At 70.8% G+C, this 16426-nt stretch carries 14 protein-coding genes and 1 other RNA gene; 8 read left to right on the forward strand and 7 right to left on the reverse strand.

Annotated elements, in window-relative coordinates; all coding sequences use genetic code 11:
• Positions 1–9 precede the first annotated feature (9 nt).
• Together SFY69_10065 and cls are read right to left on the reverse strand one after the other, a co-directional pair.
• The gene (locus SFY69_10065; protein ID MDX2132385.1) at positions 10–384 is read right to left on the reverse strand and encodes an FHA domain-containing protein; all 375 of its coding nucleotides are present in this window, start codon (positions 382–384) and stop codon (positions 10–12) included.
• A gap of 48 nt (positions 385–432) precedes the next feature.
• Complete coding sequence (cls, locus tag SFY69_10070; protein ID MDX2132386.1) at positions 433–1896, reverse strand: cardiolipin synthase; 1464 nt, start codon at positions 1894–1896, stop codon at positions 433–435.
• A 44-nt stretch (positions 1897–1940) separates the two neighbouring features.
• On the opposite strand from cls, the gene SFY69_10075 reads away from it, so the two are divergent.
• Together SFY69_10075 and gap are read left to right on the forward strand one after the other, a co-directional pair.
• A complete protein-coding gene (locus SFY69_10075; protein MDX2132387.1) occupies positions 1941–2393 on the forward strand; it encodes a hypothetical protein in 453 nt (150 codons plus the stop codon).
• 100 nt (positions 2394–2493) lie between these two features.
• A complete protein-coding gene (gap, locus tag SFY69_10080; protein ID MDX2132388.1) occupies positions 2494–3531 on the forward strand; it encodes a type I glyceraldehyde-3-phosphate dehydrogenase in 1038 nt (345 codons plus the stop codon).
• Between the two features lie 87 nt (positions 3532–3618).
• Here the strand turns inward: gap and SFY69_10085 are convergent, their stop codons facing one another.
• Complete coding sequence (locus SFY69_10085) at positions 3619–4653, reverse strand: hypothetical protein (GenBank protein MDX2132389.1); 1035 nt, start codon at positions 4651–4653, stop codon at positions 3619–3621.
• 34 nt (positions 4654–4687) lie between these two features.
• Here SFY69_10085 and rnpB point away from each other — a divergent pair.
• Positions 4688–5103: RNase P RNA component class A (gene rnpB / locus SFY69_10090), an RNA gene on the forward strand.
• Between the two features lie 112 nt (positions 5104–5215).
• Here the strand turns inward: rnpB and SFY69_10095 are convergent.
• Positions 5216–6502: a hypothetical protein gene (locus tag SFY69_10095; GenBank protein ID MDX2132390.1), complete on the reverse strand. Its 1287-nt coding sequence runs from the start codon at positions 6500–6502 to the stop codon at positions 5216–5218.
• A gap of 191 nt (positions 6503–6693) precedes the next feature.
• On the opposite strand from SFY69_10095, the gene SFY69_10100 reads away from it, so the two are divergent.
• Positions 6694–9171, forward strand: a complete 2478-nt coding sequence (locus SFY69_10100) for a serine/threonine-protein kinase (GenBank protein MDX2132391.1) — start codon at positions 6694–6696, stop codon at positions 9169–9171.
• On the opposite strand, the gene SFY69_10105 is transcribed toward SFY69_10100, so the two are convergent.
• From SFY69_10105 to SFY69_10115, 3 genes are read right to left on the reverse strand one after another with little or no spacing between them, the layout of a single operon-like run.
• Positions 9168–10013 (reverse strand): hypothetical protein, encoded by an 846-nt coding sequence (locus SFY69_10105; protein ID MDX2132392.1) that lies wholly within the window; start codon positions 10011–10013, stop codon positions 9168–9170. The genes SFY69_10100 and SFY69_10105 overlap by 4 nt on opposite strands.
• Positions 9995–11410, reverse strand: coding sequence for an ABC transporter permease (locus SFY69_10110; protein MDX2132393.1), 1416 nt, complete (start codon positions 11408–11410; stop codon positions 9995–9997). Before SFY69_10110 ends, SFY69_10105 begins: the two co-directional genes overlap by 19 nt.
• Positions 11411–12388 (reverse strand): ATP-binding cassette domain-containing protein, encoded by a 978-nt coding sequence (locus tag SFY69_10115; protein MDX2132394.1) that lies wholly within the window; start codon positions 12386–12388, stop codon positions 11411–11413.
• Positions 12389–12479: 91 nt separating this feature from the next.
• Between SFY69_10115 and SFY69_10120 the strand changes: the two genes are divergently transcribed.
• The 4 genes from SFY69_10120 (at position 12480) to SFY69_10135 (ending at position 16409) form a co-directional block, all read left to right on the forward strand.
• Positions 12480–13601, forward strand: a complete 1122-nt coding sequence (locus SFY69_10120; GenBank protein ID MDX2132395.1) for a PCRF domain-containing protein — start codon at positions 12480–12482, stop codon at positions 13599–13601.
• Positions 13602–13690: 89 nt separating this feature from the next.
• Positions 13691–14326 carry a DUF4339 domain-containing protein gene (locus tag SFY69_10125; protein ID MDX2132396.1) on the forward strand — a complete coding sequence of 212 codons (636 nt, stop codon included), beginning with the start codon at positions 13691–13693 and terminating at the stop codon, positions 14324–14326.
• Positions 14327–14355: 29 nt separating this feature from the next.
• Positions 14356–14850 carry a GYF domain-containing protein gene (locus tag SFY69_10130; GenBank protein ID MDX2132397.1) on the forward strand — a complete coding sequence of 165 codons (495 nt, stop codon included), beginning with the start codon at positions 14356–14358 and terminating at the stop codon, positions 14848–14850.
• Positions 14851–14918: 68 nt separating this feature from the next.
• Complete coding sequence (locus SFY69_10135) at positions 14919–16409, forward strand: NAD(P)/FAD-dependent oxidoreductase (protein ID MDX2132398.1); 1491 nt, start codon at positions 14919–14921, stop codon at positions 16407–16409.
• Positions 16410–16426 lie beyond the last annotated feature (17 nt).

Genomic DNA, 16426 nt, shown 5'->3' on the forward strand with positions numbered 1-16426 from the left:
TCGGGCGTGTCAGCGCTGCTCGATGGTGGGGCGCATGCGCTGGCCGCGCTGCTTGTAGGCGTTCATGGCGCTGGCCTTGTCGGGGAACTCGGCGTTCATGAAGAGGATCTTGGTGTTGCCGATCTGGATCTCGTCGTTGTCGCGGAGTTCGCACTCGCCCTCGATGCGTCGGCCGTTGATGAACAGCCCGTTGGCGCTCTTCATGTCGAGGACGACATAGGTGTTCTTGGCGTCCTCGAAGCGGATCTGGATGTGCTTGCGCGAGACGCGTTCGTCGAGCACCTGCACGGTGCAGCCCTCGTCGCGCCCGACGACGGTGACGCGCTTGCCCAGGGGGGAGTACAGCCCTTCGCTGGGACCCGAAACGACGAGAATGCACGCCATTGGTAGTTCCCTCAGTGCTCGGCCCGAACAGTAGCCGGGCGGGGGGCCCTAGAGCAGCGGGTTGAGGAGCTGGGCGCAGTTGTCGCAGAACCGGCGGAGGAAGGCCCGCCGCCGCCAGGCGAGCAGGTCGACGGGGTGCGACTCGTTGACGTAGTGGCGCTGCATGAATCGCAGGCGGGACGTGAAGTCGGGGTCGTAGACGAAGAGCGTGGCCTCGTAGTTGAGCCAGAAGCTCCGCATGTCGAAGTTGGCGGACCCGACCATGGAGAACCGCCGGTCGATGGTCGCGGTCTTGGCGTGGAGGAGGCCCTCGAGGTGGTGCAGGATGCGCACGCCGGCGCTGAGCAGGCTCTCGTAGTGCGATCGCGCCGCGGCGGCCACCAGCGTCGCGTCGAGCACGTCGGGGAGCACGAGCGTGACATCCACGCCCCGCAGGGCCGCGTTAATGAGCGCGCTCTTGACGGCCTCGTCGGGCACGAAGTAGGGCGTGGTGATGATGATCTCTTCGCGCGCGCCGTAGAGCATGCCCAGCAGCGCCTGGTGGATGGCGTCGGCGTGCGGGCCCGGCCCGGACGGCACGACGTGGACGATCGACCCGCCCGTCTCGACGGGTGCGGGGACGGCGAAGTACTCCTCGACGTGGGCGGGGGCTTCCTCGCAGTCCATCATCCAGTCGCGTAGGAAGATGGTCTGGAGGGCCTGGACGGCGGGGCCGCGGAGGCGCACGGTCGCGTCGATCCACGGGCCGACGCGCCGGCTCTTGCGGTACTTGAACGTCTCGTCGGTCATGTTCTGGCTGCCGCAGTACCCGATGGCCCCGTCGATCACGCACACCTTGCGGTGGTTGCGCAGGTCGACGCGGGCGAGCAGCATCCGCACGGCGCTCGCCGGCAGGGCCGCGACGACCCGCACCCCCGCGCGCTCCATCCGCTCGCGCAGCTCGCTGCGGAGGAAGTCGTTCCCGCCGACATCATCGACGAGGACGCGGCATTCCACGCCGCGGTCCGCCGCCCGGATGAGCGCCTCGCCCACGTCCACGGCCGTGCCCGCGGGCTGCCAGATGTACTGCAGAACGTGCACGTGCGAGGTGGCGCGGTCGATGTCCTGCACGATGCGGCGCAGCACGCTCGCCCCGGTGCCGAGCAGTTCCAGATCGTTCCGGCCCAGCGGGGGCGTGCCCGTTACAGAGGTCGTGAGCCGCGCCAGCGATCGCTCGGGCTCCTGCTCGGGCTCCTGCACGAGCCCGGCGCGCTGCCAGTGCAGCACGGCCTCTTCCTCCACCCGTCGCGTGAGCTGCTCGTACTTGCGCGACCGGCGGCTGCCCAGACGGGGCTCGCCCACCAGCACGTAGAGCACCAGCGACACCACGGGCAGGAAGAACAGCACCACCAACCACGTGAGCGATACCGCCACCGGCGCACGGCGCATAATCACGCGGATGCCCACGGCGGCACGTGCCAGGGCTTCCACGATGAAAAAGGCGAGCGCGACGTGCGTGGTCCAGCCCCACATGGGCCGCAGTCTACGCCCCGCGTGGTCTATGCTCCGCCCACGCCATGCGCTACCGCGTGACATGCCGCGACCGATCGAGCGGGCAGACCTACGTCGTGGAGTACGACACCCGCTCTCCCCAGGCGGCCGAGCATCTCGCGCTGCTGGGCGGGCACGCTGTCGAGAGCGTCGGCACGCTCGAGGGCCCGTCGGCGCCGACGCCGCGGGCCGAGGGTGGCGGCGTTCTCCCGGCGCCCGCCGGTATGCCGCGCCGCGCCGCACCCCCGGACACCAAGGCGATCTTCTCGCTGGCGCTGGGCGCGGTGGGCATCCTCGCGGCGTGCGTGCCGCTGGTCGGGCTGCCGATGAACGTCACGGGCCTGGCGCTGGGGCTGCTGAGCAACACGCCCGGGGGTGTCCGGTCGTGCGGGATCATCTTGTCGAGCGTGGGCATCGCCCTGACGGTGGTGAGCGGCGTGCTGGGCGTGCTGGCGGTGTCGAACGGGTGGCTCCCCTGACGCCCGCCTCCCTCGGCGGCGCACGCCCGACTACGCTATCGACCAGACCCGGGCGCGCGGCGCGTTCCCGGCCCACGCACCCCTTCTGACGAGGGCTCGCATGACCATCCGCATCGGCATCAACGGCTTCGGACGCATCGGCCGCCTGTTCTACCGCATCGCCGCGGAAGACCCCGCGCTCGAGGTGGTCGCGGTGAACGATCTCGTGCCGGCCGACAATCTCGCGTACCTGCTGCGGTACGACACCATGCACCGGCGCTTCGCGCCCGGCGGGCAGCCCGCGTCGATCGAGGCCACCGAGAACTCGTTCACGGTCAACGGGCGCACGACCAGGACCGTCGCCGAGAAGGACCCCGCCAAGCTCCCGTGGAAGGACCTGGGCGTGCAGTACGTGCTGGAGTCCACCGGGTTGTTCACGGAGTTCGAGAAGGCCTCGCTGCACCTGAACGCGGGTGCCAAGCGCGTGCTGATCTCGGCCCCGACGAAGTCCAACGAGCAGGTCCCCACGATCTGCCTGGGCGTGAATCAGGAGACTTACGACCCCGCGAAGCACGCGATCGTGAGCAACGCGAGCTGCACCACCAACTGCCTCGCGCCCATCTCCAAGGTGCTCAACGACTCGTTCGGCATCGACGAAGGCCTCATGACCACGGTGCACGCCGTCACCGCGACGCAGCCCACGCAGGACGGCCCGTCGAAGAAGGACTGGCGCGGCGGGCGCAACGCCTACCAGAACATCATCCCCGCGAGCACCGGCGCCGCCAAGGCCGTCACGCTCTGCATCCCCGCCCTCAAGGGCAAGCTCACGGGCATGTCGTTCCGCGTGCCGACGGCGGACGTGTCGTGCGTGGACCTGACGTTCCGCACGGCCCGCGACACCTCGCTCGCCGACATCAACGCCGCCTTCAAGCAGGCCTCCGAGGGAGCGATGAAGGGTATCCTCGGCTACACCGAGGAAGAAGTCGTGAGCAGCGACTTCATCGGCGACCGGCGCAGCAGCATCGTCGACGCGACCGCGGGCATCGAGCTCAACAAGCGGTTCTTCAAGGTCGTGAGCTGGTACGACAACGAGGCCGGGTACGCCGCCCGCTGCGTCGACTTCATCCGCCTGTTCGCTTCCAAGGACGGCGCGAAGTAAGCGAGAAGTTCCGGGCGGGTCGCGGTGCCGCGCCTCCAGCCTCTGCGTTGGTGACGCGCGGTCGATAGTCCCCGCGCCGTCGCGCACCTACGTCCCGCTCACAAGCCGCCGGATGGTGGCGGGGCTCTCGGGCTGGCCGGTGCGGGCGGAGAGCAGGGCGGCCTGGCTCATCGCGAGGATGGGCTCCAGCGCCACGGGCCCCTCGTCGGGGGCGCGCGGGTCGAGCAGGCGGGCGAGCGCGCCGCCCACCGCGCCGACGGCGTGGTCGGCTCGTTCCGCGTCGCCCCGCGACGCGCGCCGGAACTCGTCGCGCTTGCTGCCGTCGGGCGCGATCCACTCCCACCCGTCGTCGAAGACGCGCAGGCGTCCCTCGCCCGAGATCATCGTGATCACGGTGTTCCACCGTCCGGCGGAGTTTGAGGCCGTGAGCACCGCGGCCCGCCCGTCGGCGAAGCGGAGGGTGCCCAGGATGTCGCCGTCCAGCCCGTGCAGGGTCTCGCCGGGCATGGCGTAGAGCCCTGCGGCGGTGCGCGGGCCGACGTACGCCGCGTCCACGGTCTCGGGCTCGCCCAGCACCGCGAAGACCAGGTCCATCGCGCCGAAGAGGCGCCCGCCGAGCGACATCTGCTGCGGGGCGGCCCACGCCTCGACGCTGAGCGCGCGGGGTGTGCCGAAGGCGGCGAGGGTTTCGAGCACATCGCGCCAGGCGGTGCCGGCGCGGGAGAGGCCGAGAAACCGCAGGTGCTGCCCGGCGCCGTCGGGGCCTTCGGCGGTCCACCCGGATCGCTTCATGATGAGCGCCGAGGCTGGCACGGCCTCAGTGGAGGCCACCCGCACGCCGCGCTGGTGCAAGGACAGCACCCAGCGGGCGTCGGCGTCGTCCTCGCCCGCGCCAAAGTCGCCGGGCGACGCGATCCACACGAGCGACACGTCGGCGTCGGTGGCGAACGCGCGCAGATCGTCGAACGGAGCCGCATCGAGGGCCTTGGCGAGCTGCCCGGACTGGCCTCTGGAAGGCGAGCCCGCGGCGGCGACATCGGCCCCGGCGTGGGCGGCGACGGCGCGGACGAAGTCGGCTTGCTCTGCCAGGGCCCAGACGGCGATGCGTGGGCGGTCCCCCATGAACCCGATGGTACCAGCCGAACTAGTATTGAGTTGAGCGCGGCAAGACGGCCGCGGGCGGGGATGGTCCCCGTCTGAGGAAAGTCCGAGCACGGCAGGACACGCTGGTGGGTAACGCCCACCCGCCCGAACGATCACGGGCGAGGGACAGTGCCACAGAGAACAGACCGCCGATGGCTCGAAAGAGCACAGGCAAGGGTGAAACGGTGGGGTAAGAGCCCACCGCCCCGACGGTGACGCCGGGGGCACGGCAAACCCCAGCGCGTGCAAGGTCAAGCAGCCTCCGCCCTGTCCGGGCAAGGGAGGCGGGTAGACTGCTCGAGGCGCTCGGCGACGGGCGTCCCAGAGAAATGGCCGTCGCCTTCGGCAGGCCCGCCCCGAGCCCCCGTCAAATGGTGGGGGCGGGAACCGCCGGAGGAACAGAACTCGGCTTACCGCCGCGCAGATCGCGATCGCGGGCCCTTGGGAGACCAGGGGCCCGCGGCCTTTTTGGGTTCGCGATCCGGGTTCGGGCACTCCCGACGCCCCGGCCTGGAAGCCGGGCCTCGGAGGCTCGCCGATGTCAGGCGAGGTACGTCTCCAGTTCCTTCACAAGGAGCGTCCCCTGCGTCGAATAGTCCTGCGCCGTGTTGCGAACGCGGATCAGCACCGCGAGAGCGTCCGCGTGTGCCTTCCCGACGGCCTTGTCGTCGGTGGGAATTCCCTTCAGGCGCGACTCTATTTCCTTCATCTCGGTGATCTGCTGGGCGGTCTGCGCGATGGCGAACTGATGTTCTGACTTCAGTTGACCCCACTGCTTGGTGAGGCCCTCCTTGAGCTTCTCGTCCTTGGCCGCTTTGGCGGCCCAGGTCTTCTGCTGCTCGCGCACGCCCGCCACCTTGCCGCCGTACTTGCCGAGCGTCCCGCCCTCGATGGACTCCAGGCGCGTCTTCATCTCCGCGATCCGCTTGATGAGCGTGTCCGGGGTCACCTTGCCCATGCGGAACGCCTCGGCGCCTTCGGCGGCGGTGTTGGCCTTCAGCACTTCCGAGCGCAGCGCCGCGATGTACGTGTTCACGTCGCGCTGCACCTTCTCCGTCGCCTGCCACGCGGCTCCGGCGTCCTTCTGATAGGCCGCCTTCTTCTCGGGCGGCACGTCGGAGAACGCCGGGTCGAGGCGGAGTTCGATCATCTCGCCGGTGGTGCTCTTGGCCTTCCAGGCCAGGTTGATCTCCTCGAGCAGTTTGCTCGCCTGCTCGGCGAACTTTGCGGACGCGCCGGCCGCTATGTCCGCGCCCATCGTGTTGCCGGAGTTCTTGGCCGCCTTGGCCGCCTGCGCCTGCTTGATCGCGTTGGCCGCGGCGGTTTCGACACCCTTCGACTTGTAGCCCGCGAGCACCGACTCGAGTGACTTCGCCAGGGCGAGGCGCTTCGCGGTGTGCTCCTTCACGGCCTTCTCGCCCTCGGCGAACTTCTTGAGCGCCTGCGGGTCCACCTTGTCCTTCAGCTTCGCGTGCGCATCCACCAGCGTCTGCATCGCGTCGCCCGCGGACGTATGGATCGACTCCAGCGCCGCCTTGAGTTTCTTGACGGCCTCGGCATACGCGGGCTTGTCGGCGATGGGCGTGGTCTTGGGGTCGGCGATCGCCTTGTCGAGGATCCCGAGGTACTCGAGGTACGCCTTCTGAAACGAGGTCATTGCCTTCTGAAGGTCGCCCGCCGTCTTGGCCTTGTCGGCGCTCTCGAGCGCCGACCCGATGCCGGAGCCCTTGTTGAAGTGTCCGAGGAAGGTCGCCGACGGCTTCTTCTTCGCGGTGGCTTGTTCGAACGCGGTCTTCGCCTTCTTCCAGTCTTCCTTGAACGTTGGCATCGTGACCTTTCGGTGCGGAGCGCGTAGAGCGGACCTCACGATGTCCGGTGCCGCACGCTCCGGGCGGCGAGCATATGTGGCGCTTCAGGATTCCGCAAAGACCACGGGGGTGCCGCTGTGCGGAGCGGGAGAATGCGTGCGCGCCGGGCGGTACGGCGCGACGAAGAACCCCCGGGATACCCTCGGATCAAATGGAAACGCAACCAACCAAGCCGCCTTCGGGAGAGGTGGGATCCGGAGAGTGGGGCGGGCTGAACCCCGGCGACGTGGTGGGGGTGTACACGCTGGTGTCGCCCCTGGGCGAGGGCGGGTTCGGCGCGATTTACCTGGCGGAGCAGTCGTCGCCGGTGCGTCGGCGGGTGGCGATGAAGTTCCTGAAGGCGGGGCTGGATTCGCTGGGCGTGCTGGCGCGGTTCGAGGCCGAGCGGCAGGCGCTGGCGATCATGGACCACCCGAACATCGCGAAGGTCTTTGACGCGGGAGCGACGCCGGCGGGCAGGCCCTACTTCGTGATGGAGTACGTGCCGGGGGTGGCGATCACGGAGTATTGCGATCGCGAGAAGCTGGGCCTGCGCGATCGGCTGGCGCTGTTCCTGGACGTGTGCGAGGCGGTGGCGCACGCGCACGCCAAGGGCGTGATCCACCGCGACCTGAAGCCCTCGAACATCCTGGTATCGCGTCCAGAGGCGGGCGAGCGGGTCGTGAAAGTGATCGACTTCGGGATCGCCAAGGCGGTGCAGCGCGCCGGGCGGCACGAGGCGCAGGTAACGGAAGCGGGCGCGTTCATCGGCACGCCCGAGTACATGTCGCCCGAGCAGGCGGACGGGTCGCAGGACATCGACACGGGCACGGACGTGTACGCGCTGGGGGTGGTGCTGTACGAACTGCTGGCGGGCGTGCTTCCGTTCGACCCGCGCGAGCTGCGCGCGAAGGGCGAGTACGAGATCCGCCGGATCATCCGCGAGGTGGAGCCGCCAAGGCCCAGCACGCGCCTGGGGCAGGGCGCGACGGCCGAGCGGGCGGCGTCGGTGCGGGGCGTGCGCGTGGAGGAACTCGCGCGGTCGCTGCGCTCGGAACTGGAGTGGATCCCGCTGCGGGCGATGCGCAAGTCGCGGAAGGAGCGGTACCGCTCGCCGCTCGACCTCGCGGACGACATCCGCAACTACCTGGCGGGCAGGCCGCTGATCGCGGGGCCCGAGAGCGTGTTCTACAAGATGTCGAAGTTCGCGCGCCGGAACCGGGCGGGTGTGTTCGCCGGCGGCGCGGTGGCGGCGGCGCTGGTGGGCGGGATGGGCGTCGCGATGTACGCGAGCGTCGAGGCGGGTCGCGCCAGGCGCGAGGCGGAGTTGACGACGGCGTTCCTGTCCGACATGCTGTCGGCGGCGACGCCCGAAGGGCGCGGACGCGAAGTGCCGATGCGGGTGGTGCTGGACCGCGCGTCCGGCACGATCGCGTCGCGCATGCGCGACGTGCCGCGCGCGGAGGCGTCGATCCGGCGGACCATCGGGCAGGCGTACCAGAGCCTGGGCGAGTTCGATCGTGCGGCGGAGCACATCGAGCGCGCGTACGAGATCCGTCGCGCCGAACTGGGCGCGTCGCACCCGGACACGGTGCGGGCGATGGCCGACATCGCGGGCCTGCGCATCAACCAGGGCCGGTACGAGGAGTCGGCGACCATGTCGCGCGAGGCGCTCGAGGCGTGGCGGGGCGACCCCAACGCGTTCGTGCCGGTCGGCATCAAGAACAACCTGGCGGCGGCGTACGCGCGCCTCGGGCGCGCGAACGAAGCGATCGAGATGCAGCGTGAGGCGGTCGTCGGGCTGGCGGCGGCGATGGGCCCGCGCCACCCGCACACGCTGGGCGCGACGATGAACCTCGCGTCGCTGCTCACGGACCGTGGGGACGTCCAGGAGGCCGAGCGCCTGCTCGTGGGCCTGATCGAATCGTGGCGCCAGGCCGTGCCCGAGGACCACCCCGGCGCGACCCTGGCGCGGAGCGAACTGGCCGGGCTTTACATGAAGACGGGGCGGCTGCGCGAGGCCGAGGCGACGTACCGCGCGGTGCTGGCGATCGAGGTCGGGGCGCTGGGCGAAGATCACCCGTCGACGGCCCGGACGCGCGCGAACCTCGGGCTGGTGCTCGAGAAGCAGGAGCGTGTCGACGAGGCGCGCGAGGAGCTCGAGCGCGCGTGGCGGGTGTTGCACGACGCGCTCGGCCCCGGGCACGCCGACACGATGAGCGTCGCGTCGTCGCTGCTCTCGATGTACGAGTCGGCCGACTGGCCCGACGCCGTGCGGGCGATGGTGCCCGCGCTGGTGCAGACGCTGCGCGCGGTGGCGGCGGACGAAACGGCGAGCCCGACGATGCTCAACGACGCCGCGTGGTTCCTGCTGCACGCCCAGCCCCCGTCGGAGCGCGACCCGGGCCTGGCGCTGCAGGCGTCCTGGCGGGCGTGCGAGCGGGCGAAAGCCGGGGGTGATCCGCTGCTGTGGTCGTACCTCGACACGCTGGCGCTGGCGCAGGCGCGCACGGGCGCGAACGCGGAGGCGGCCACGACGCAGCGTCGCGCGCTGGAGTTGCTGCCGAAGTCCGACGAGCACTACCGCGCCGAGATGACGGCGCGCCTGCACGAGTACGAGCGGGGCGACGCGGGCGGACGGGGCGACTAACGCCGTCCCGCGACGTAGACGACCCAGTCGTCGTCGAGGTCGTCGCCGGATTCGATGGGCCGCACGTGCAGGGTGCCCTGCTCGTCGAGCGCGCCGGCGCGCTGGTCGTAGACCTCGACGCGCGTAAACCCGGCGTCGGTGTAGGCGTCGGTGAGTTCGGGGATCGACCAGAGGCGCCAGTCGTAGACGAAGGCGTCGCGCAGCACGCGGGCGCGCCGGCCGGGCGTCTCGACGCGGAAGTGCAGCGCGTTGCGCACGCGGGCGCTCGCGATGTCGGCGTCGCGCTGCTCCCACGTGTACACGACGTGGGCGCCGCGGGAGAGCGGGAAGCGGGCGCGGGTGGTGAGACGGTCGAACGCGGAACGCCCGCCGTAGATGTCGGCGACGAACACGCCCCGCGGCAAGAGGCGGCGTCGGGCGAGGCGGAGATACGCGACGAGCGCGGGACGCGTGTGGAAGTAGCCGAGGGGAAAGTTGAGCGCCGCGATGACGTCGGCGCGGTCTCGCGCGCGGTGGACATCCGCGCAGCGGATGGTGAGATCGGGGATGCCCTCGAGGCGCGCGAGCGGCTCGGGGTCGAGGTCGACGCCGACTGCGCGATGGCGTGCGGCGGCGCGGCGCGCGCCGGGCTGGCTGGTGGGCGCCGCCATGCGGAGCCAGGCCTTGCACAGGCCGCCCCCGCCGCAGAAGTCATCGCGCAGGGCCCGGGGCGCCCGCCCGTGGATGGCGGCGAGCATGCGCGCCATGGCGTCGGGGGCCTGCACGCAGCGCTCGTAGAGATCGAAGCGGTCGGGAGTGAGCGTGGGAGAACCGGGGCGCGGGGTCACGCCAGGCGGATCCATCGGATGAGCGTCGCGAGGTTCGGGGGCTTGCCGTACATCAGGACGCCCACGCGGAAGATCTTCGCGGCGATGCGCACCACCACGTACACGGTGATGAGCCCGATGAGCATCGAGACGAGCACCTGCCACGTCGGGGGCGGCTCGGCGCTCGCGATGCGCAGCACCATGACGAACGGGTTCACGGGCGGGGTGAAGGACATCACCGTCGCGAGCGTGCCCTTGGGGTTGAAGATGATCGGCATCATCAAGATCATCGGGGTCATGATCACCAGCATCACGGGCGTCATGAGCGACTGGGCCTCGTGGATGTCGGTGACGGCGGCCCCGACGGCGGCCATCATCGACGCGATGATGAAGAACGCGATGAAGAAGAACGCGACCAGGTACACCAGGTGCAAGGGCTCGATGATGTCGCTCATCGCGAACTGGATGAGCGCCACCACGCCCAGCCCCGAGTAGAGCCCCAGCACGAGCAGGCCGGCGCCCATCTGCCCGATGATCTTGCCGGCCATGAGCTGCGTGGGCGACACGGCGCTCAGCAAGACCTCCATTACGCGGTTGGACTTCTCCTCGATCGTCGAGTACAGCAGGAACTGCCCGCCTGTAAAGACGCTGATCCACAGGAGCAGCATGAAGGCGAGGGGCACGAGCATCTGCTTGATGACGCTCGCCTTGCGTTCGCCCTCGCGGGTGAACTCGACGGTGTCCGGCGCGTTGACTCGCATCAGGGTGCGCAGGCGCTCGGAGTTCTCGCCGTTGGCGACGATGCGAGCCTCGAGCAGCGCCTCGCGGATCTGCGTGCGCAGCAGCCGCTGGGCGCGGACGTCGAGCTTGGCCTTCACGTAGAGCTGGAAGGCGCCGAAGTCGGCCTGGCCGTCGGGCTTGATGACGGCGTCGGGCTGCACGATGACCAGCGCGAGGCGCGAGCCGTCGAAGGCGTCGCCGGTCAGCAGGGCCTCCTTGGCCTGCTGCTCGTCGGCGTCCGTGGGAAGTACCTCGACCGTGATCTCCGGCACGGTCGACTCGTCGGGCTTGACGGACCCGAGCGCTCCCTCGACCATCGGGGCCTGCGTTGGCGCGAGGGCTCGAACGGCGTTGGCGGCCTGGGCCTTGGCGGCGTCGGTGTCTTCCCTCAGTTGCTCGCGGAGCGCCTCGGGCGAGAGTTTCTCGGTGATCGCCTTCGCGGCGAGCCCGCGCGGGTCGTCGGCGGGGCGGCCCGAGAGGTCGATCACGGCGACGCTGCCCTTCACGCGGGGCGGCGCGTCGCTGATCAGCAGCGGGACGAGCACCATCGCGCCCGTCATGATGATCGGCACGATCAGGATGCCGATGAGGAACGACTTCGTGAACACCGTCGCGGAGAACTCACGCCACGCGACGGCCAGGATCTTGCGCATCTAGTCGCCCCCCGAATCCGACACGACGCCCGCACGCAGCGACTCGCGGAGTGTCGCGGCGTCGGCGTCGGCGTCGGTGCCTTCCACGATCTGCACGAAAATGTCCTCGAGCGTCGGGCGGAGCACCTCGATGCGCTTGCACGGGGCCGCCGCCGCGACCCGCGGGATCATCGAGACCGCGTCGACCCCCTCGCGCAGGTCCACGCGGATGAGCCCGTTGTCGGCGTGCGTGCCGGCGATCTCGGGGATCTCCTGCAGCGCGAGCGTCACGTTCCCCCGGGCGGGCTCGAGCACGAGGGCCCGCGGATCAAACCGCGAGCGGATCAACTCGGGCGTGTCGTCGAGCACCTTGCGCCCCCGGTGGATCATCACGACGCGATCGCACAGCGCCTCGGCCTGGGCCATCTGGTGCGTGGAGAAGATAATCGTCGTGCCGCGCTTGCGCTGCTCGTCGATGAGCGTGCGGAGCAGGCGGGAGTTGACGGGGTCGAGGCCCGAGAAGGGCTCGTCGAGGATGACGAGTTCGGGCTCGTGGATGACCGCCGAGATGAACTGCACCTTCTGCTGCATGCCCTTGGAGAGCTCTTCGCACTTCTTGCGCTCGCAGTCGGCGAGGCCGACGCGCGCGAGCCAGTCGCGCACCTTGGAGGCGAGCCCGTGCTCCGGGACGCCCTTGAGGCGGGCCATGAAGGTGAGGAAGGGGCCGACCTTCATTTTCTTGTACAGGCCGCGCTCTTCCGGGAGGTAGCCGATCCGGTCCTTGCTCTCGATGGCGGAGGCCTTCCCCAGGACGCTGACCGTGCCGGCGTCGGCGAAGAGGATGGACATGATGATGCGGATGGTGGTCGTCTTGCCCGCGCCGTTGGGGCCGATGAAGCCCGTGAGCGTTCCGCGCTCGATGGAGAGGTCGAAGTGCTCGACGGCGACTTTGGGGCCGAAGGCTTTGCGGACGCCTCGCAGCTCGATGGCAGTGGTCATGCTGGCTCCCGGGGGACGCCGATTATTCGCACCCCGCGCGAACGCGTGACAGCCGGGGCCGGACCCCGGCGCGGGACTCTACAGTGGGCCGATGGCAGACGTGCAGCGAGACACAGCGGGCGGCATGGCGGGCATCCCGGCGGGGGCGGTCGAAAAACTCCGCGCGATGGACGCCGAGGAGCGCGAGGTCGCCAAGCGCCTGGAGGACCCCGACGTTCTGCAGGATCACCGGCGGGTGCGGGAGTTGTCGATCCGCCGAGCGGCCCTGGAGCCGGTCGTCGGCGCCTTCCGCCGGCTGGAAGAACTCGGGCGGGAGGCCGCCGGGCTCCGCGAGATGCTGGCGCCCGGGGGCGACGCCGAACTGGCGGCGATGGCCCGCGAGGAACTCCCCCGCGTCGAAGACGCCCAGCGCGCGACGGTCGACGCGCTGCTGGCGCGCCTCGTGACGGCCGACGACCAGCGGGTCGGCTCGGTGATGCTCGAGGTGCGGGCGGGCACCGGGGGCGACGAGGCCGCCCTGTGGGCGCGCGACCTGCTGGAGATGTACCAGAAGTACGCGGTGCGCCGGGGCTGGTCGTTCGAACTGCTCGAGACCTCCGTCGAGCCGGCGACCGGGGGCATCCGGTCCGCCCTGGCCGGCGTGAAGGGCGAGGGCGTGTGGAGCGAACTGGCGTTCGAGGCGGGGGTGCACAGCGTGAAGCGCGTGCCCGCGACCGAGGCCGCCGGACGAATCCACACGAGCACCGCGACGGTCGCCGTGCTGCCCGAGCCCGAGGAGGTCGACGTGGCGATCGACTGGGCGAACGACGTCGAGGAGCAGGCGACCCGCGCGCAGGGCCCGGGCGGGCAGAACGTGAACAAGGTCGAGACCGCCTGGCAGATCTTCCACAAGCCCACCGGCATCGTCATCAAGATGATGGAGGCCAAGAGCCAGCAGCAGAACCGCGACCGCGCCCGCCGGCTGCTCCTGGCGCGCTTGCACGAGATGGCCCTGCAGAAGAAGAACGCCGAGCGGGCGGCGGCCCGCAACAGCCAGATCGGCGGCGCCGGGCGCAGCGAGAAGATCCGCACGTATCGCTGGAAGGAGGGCATCGTCGCCGACGAGCGCCTGCCCGGCGAGTACGCGCTGCGCGATGTTGTCGCGGGCGACCTCGCCGAACTCATGAAGGACCTGCTCGACGCGGAGACGCGCCGGCGCTTGGCGGAACTCTGACGCGTCCGACGCGCCGGGCGCCCTCGCGCCGCATCGGCGACGCTTCATCCCGCCGCCGGGCCAGTATCATGAGCCATCGGAGGCGACGCATGGACGAGTACTACTTCAGCGTGGACGGGCGTGCCACGGGCGGTCCCGTTCCGATGCATGTGCTCGCCGAGATGGCGCGGGTGGCCGCGATCGGGCCCCGGACGCAGGTGTGGCGTGCGGGCGAGACGTCTCGCACGCTGGCACGGGCGATCCCCGAGTTGGCGCAGCTCTTCCTGCCGTCGGACGACGACCCGGCGGATGCCGGGCCGCCGGTTCCTTCCGCGCCACCGCCGCTGCCGCAAGAGCCGGCGTTCCCGCCGCCGCTGGAAACTCCGCCGCGGCTGAGCGCGCCGCAGCCGCCGCCGCTGAGCGCGCCACCGCCGTTGCCGCCGCCAGTGAACTCGCCGCCGCCGCTGGGTGTGCCGCCTGCGCCGCCGACGATTCCAGGCCCGCTCATCGTTCCCCAGCGTCAGTACGCCGACGGCATGGGCATCACGTCGATGGTTCTGGGCATCGTCGCGATCGCGATTGTCTTCTGCGTCAACATCTTCGCCGCCCCGCTGCCCATCACCGGCCTGATCCTGGGACTTCTCAGCAAGCAGAAGGGCGGCGTGCGCACCACGGGGATCATTCTGAACTCGATCGCGCTCGCGCTGCTCGCCGGGCTTGTCGTGGCGTTCATCATGAGCGCATAAGCCCGCATGCGGCGGGGTGGGGGGTACTTATGACTCAGCAGTGGCATTACAGCGCGGGCTCGCAACGGGTCGGGCCGGTCAGCGATCCGGTCATGCGACAGATGATCGGGGCGGGGCAGCTCCCGCACGACACGCTCGTCTGGACCGAGGGCATGGCCAACTGGGTGCCCGCCTCATCGGTCGAGTCGTGGCGCGACGCGTTCGCTTCGGCGCCGACGGTGGTCGCCCCGCCCACGGCGCCCGGCCCGCTGGGCGTGGAGGCCGCCCGGCGCGTGGACCCGGGCATCGCCATGCTGGTGCCGGTCGGGCGCTCGGCGTACGCGATCATCGCGGGGTACCTGGGGCTGTTCAGCGTGCTGCTCCTTCCCGCGCCGTTCGCGCTTCTGTCCGGCATCCTGGCGCTGCGCGACATCAAGAAGCACCCGGAGAAGCGGGGCAAGGGGCGCGCGATCTTCGGCATCGTCATGGGCGTGCTCGGCACCGGCCTCCTCGCGTTCGTCGTGATCTCAAGCATGGCCCGGTAGCGCGTCAGGGCGAACGCTCGATCGACGTGCGACGCGGGTGTTCGCCGCCCGGCCCTAGCCTCGTGGGCATGCAGGGCGCGCGCTGCGACATCGCGGTAGTGGGGGCCGGGGCCGCGGGGCTCTTCGCCGGCCTGTGGGCCGCCCGAACGCTCGCGGGCGAGGGCGGCACGCTCGGGCCGGGGCGCGTCGTGCTCCTCGACGGCGCCAGGACGCTGGGCGCCAAGATCCTCGTCGCGGGCGGCGGGCGCTGCAACGTCACGCACCACGAGGTCGACGAACGCGCGTACGCCGGGTCGTCGCCGCACGCCGTGCGCCGGGTGCTCGCGGCGTTCCCGGTCTCGCGGACAGTCGACTTCTTCCGCGAACTCGGGGTCGAACTCAAGCGCGAGCCCACGGGCAAACTGTTCCCCGTGACCGACGCCGCGCGGACGGTGCTCGACGCGCTGCTGCGCGCCTGCCGCGACGCCGGCGCCGAAATCCGCCACCCGTGGCGGGTCGGCCGCATCGACTGGGTCGAACCGGCGACCGGCAACATGAGCGACGAACCGGCGAGCGGCGATACCAACAACATGAGCGGCGGCGCACTCGGCGGCCCCGGCCACTTCCGCATCCATCGCGCCGGCGACGGGCCCCCCGAGTGGCTCGACGCGTCCCGCGTCATCCTCGCCACCGGCGGCATGGCCCTGCCTCGCTCCGGGTCCGACGGCGCGGGGTACCAGTTCGCCCGCGCGCTCGGGCACACCACCACTCGCCGCATCTTCCCGGCGCTCGTGCCCCTCACCACGCCCGACGGGCACTGGACGCGCTCGCTCAGCGGCATCACCACCCCCGCGACCATCGAGCTTCGTTCGCCCACCGGCAAACGCTTGCGCTCGTTCACGAACTCCACGCTGCTGACGCACGTGGGGCTCTCGGGCCCGAGCGTGCTCGACATGAGCCGCTATTACACCGACGCCCAGCCGACGCACGCCCAGCCGGCGCCCGCGCACGCGCACGCCGCGCCCGCGCACGCCGCGCATCCGTCGCCCGCCGCGGATTCCCAGGCCGCCTCGCTTGTGATCAACTGGCTCCCCGGCGTTACGCCCGAGGCGCTCGACCAGGACCTCGCCCGCGCGAAAGGCCCGGGCATCGCCCGCTACCTGGCCGAGCGCGTCGCCCACACGCTGACGGTGCCCGAGCACGAGCCCCGCGGCATGCCGCTGCGCCTCGCGCAGGCCCTGTGCGAGCAGGCCGGCGTCGACCCGCAGACGCCCGTGCACACGCTGACGCGCGAGCATCGCCGGGGAATCGTTCGCTGGAGCACGCAGTGCCCGATCCCCGTCACCGGCGACCGGGGCTTCACGCACGCGGAAGTCACCGCCGGGGGCGTGCCGCTCGCCGAACTCGACCTCGCCACCATGCAATCACGCGTCCGCCCCGGGCTGCACCTCTGCGGCGAGATCCTCGACGTCGACGGGCGCATCGGGGGCTTCAACTTCCAATGGGCGTGGGCCAGCGGGTATGCTGCGGGGGTGGGGGCAGGCGCGGAAGTTCGTGGGTCAACGGAAACCGGGCGGTGACCCGCCGGCACACGGCT

Source organism: Planctomycetota bacterium (assembly GCA_033763975.1).
In the GTDB taxonomy this organism is placed as follows: Bacteria; Planctomycetota; Phycisphaerae; order Phycisphaerales; family UBA1924; genus RI-211.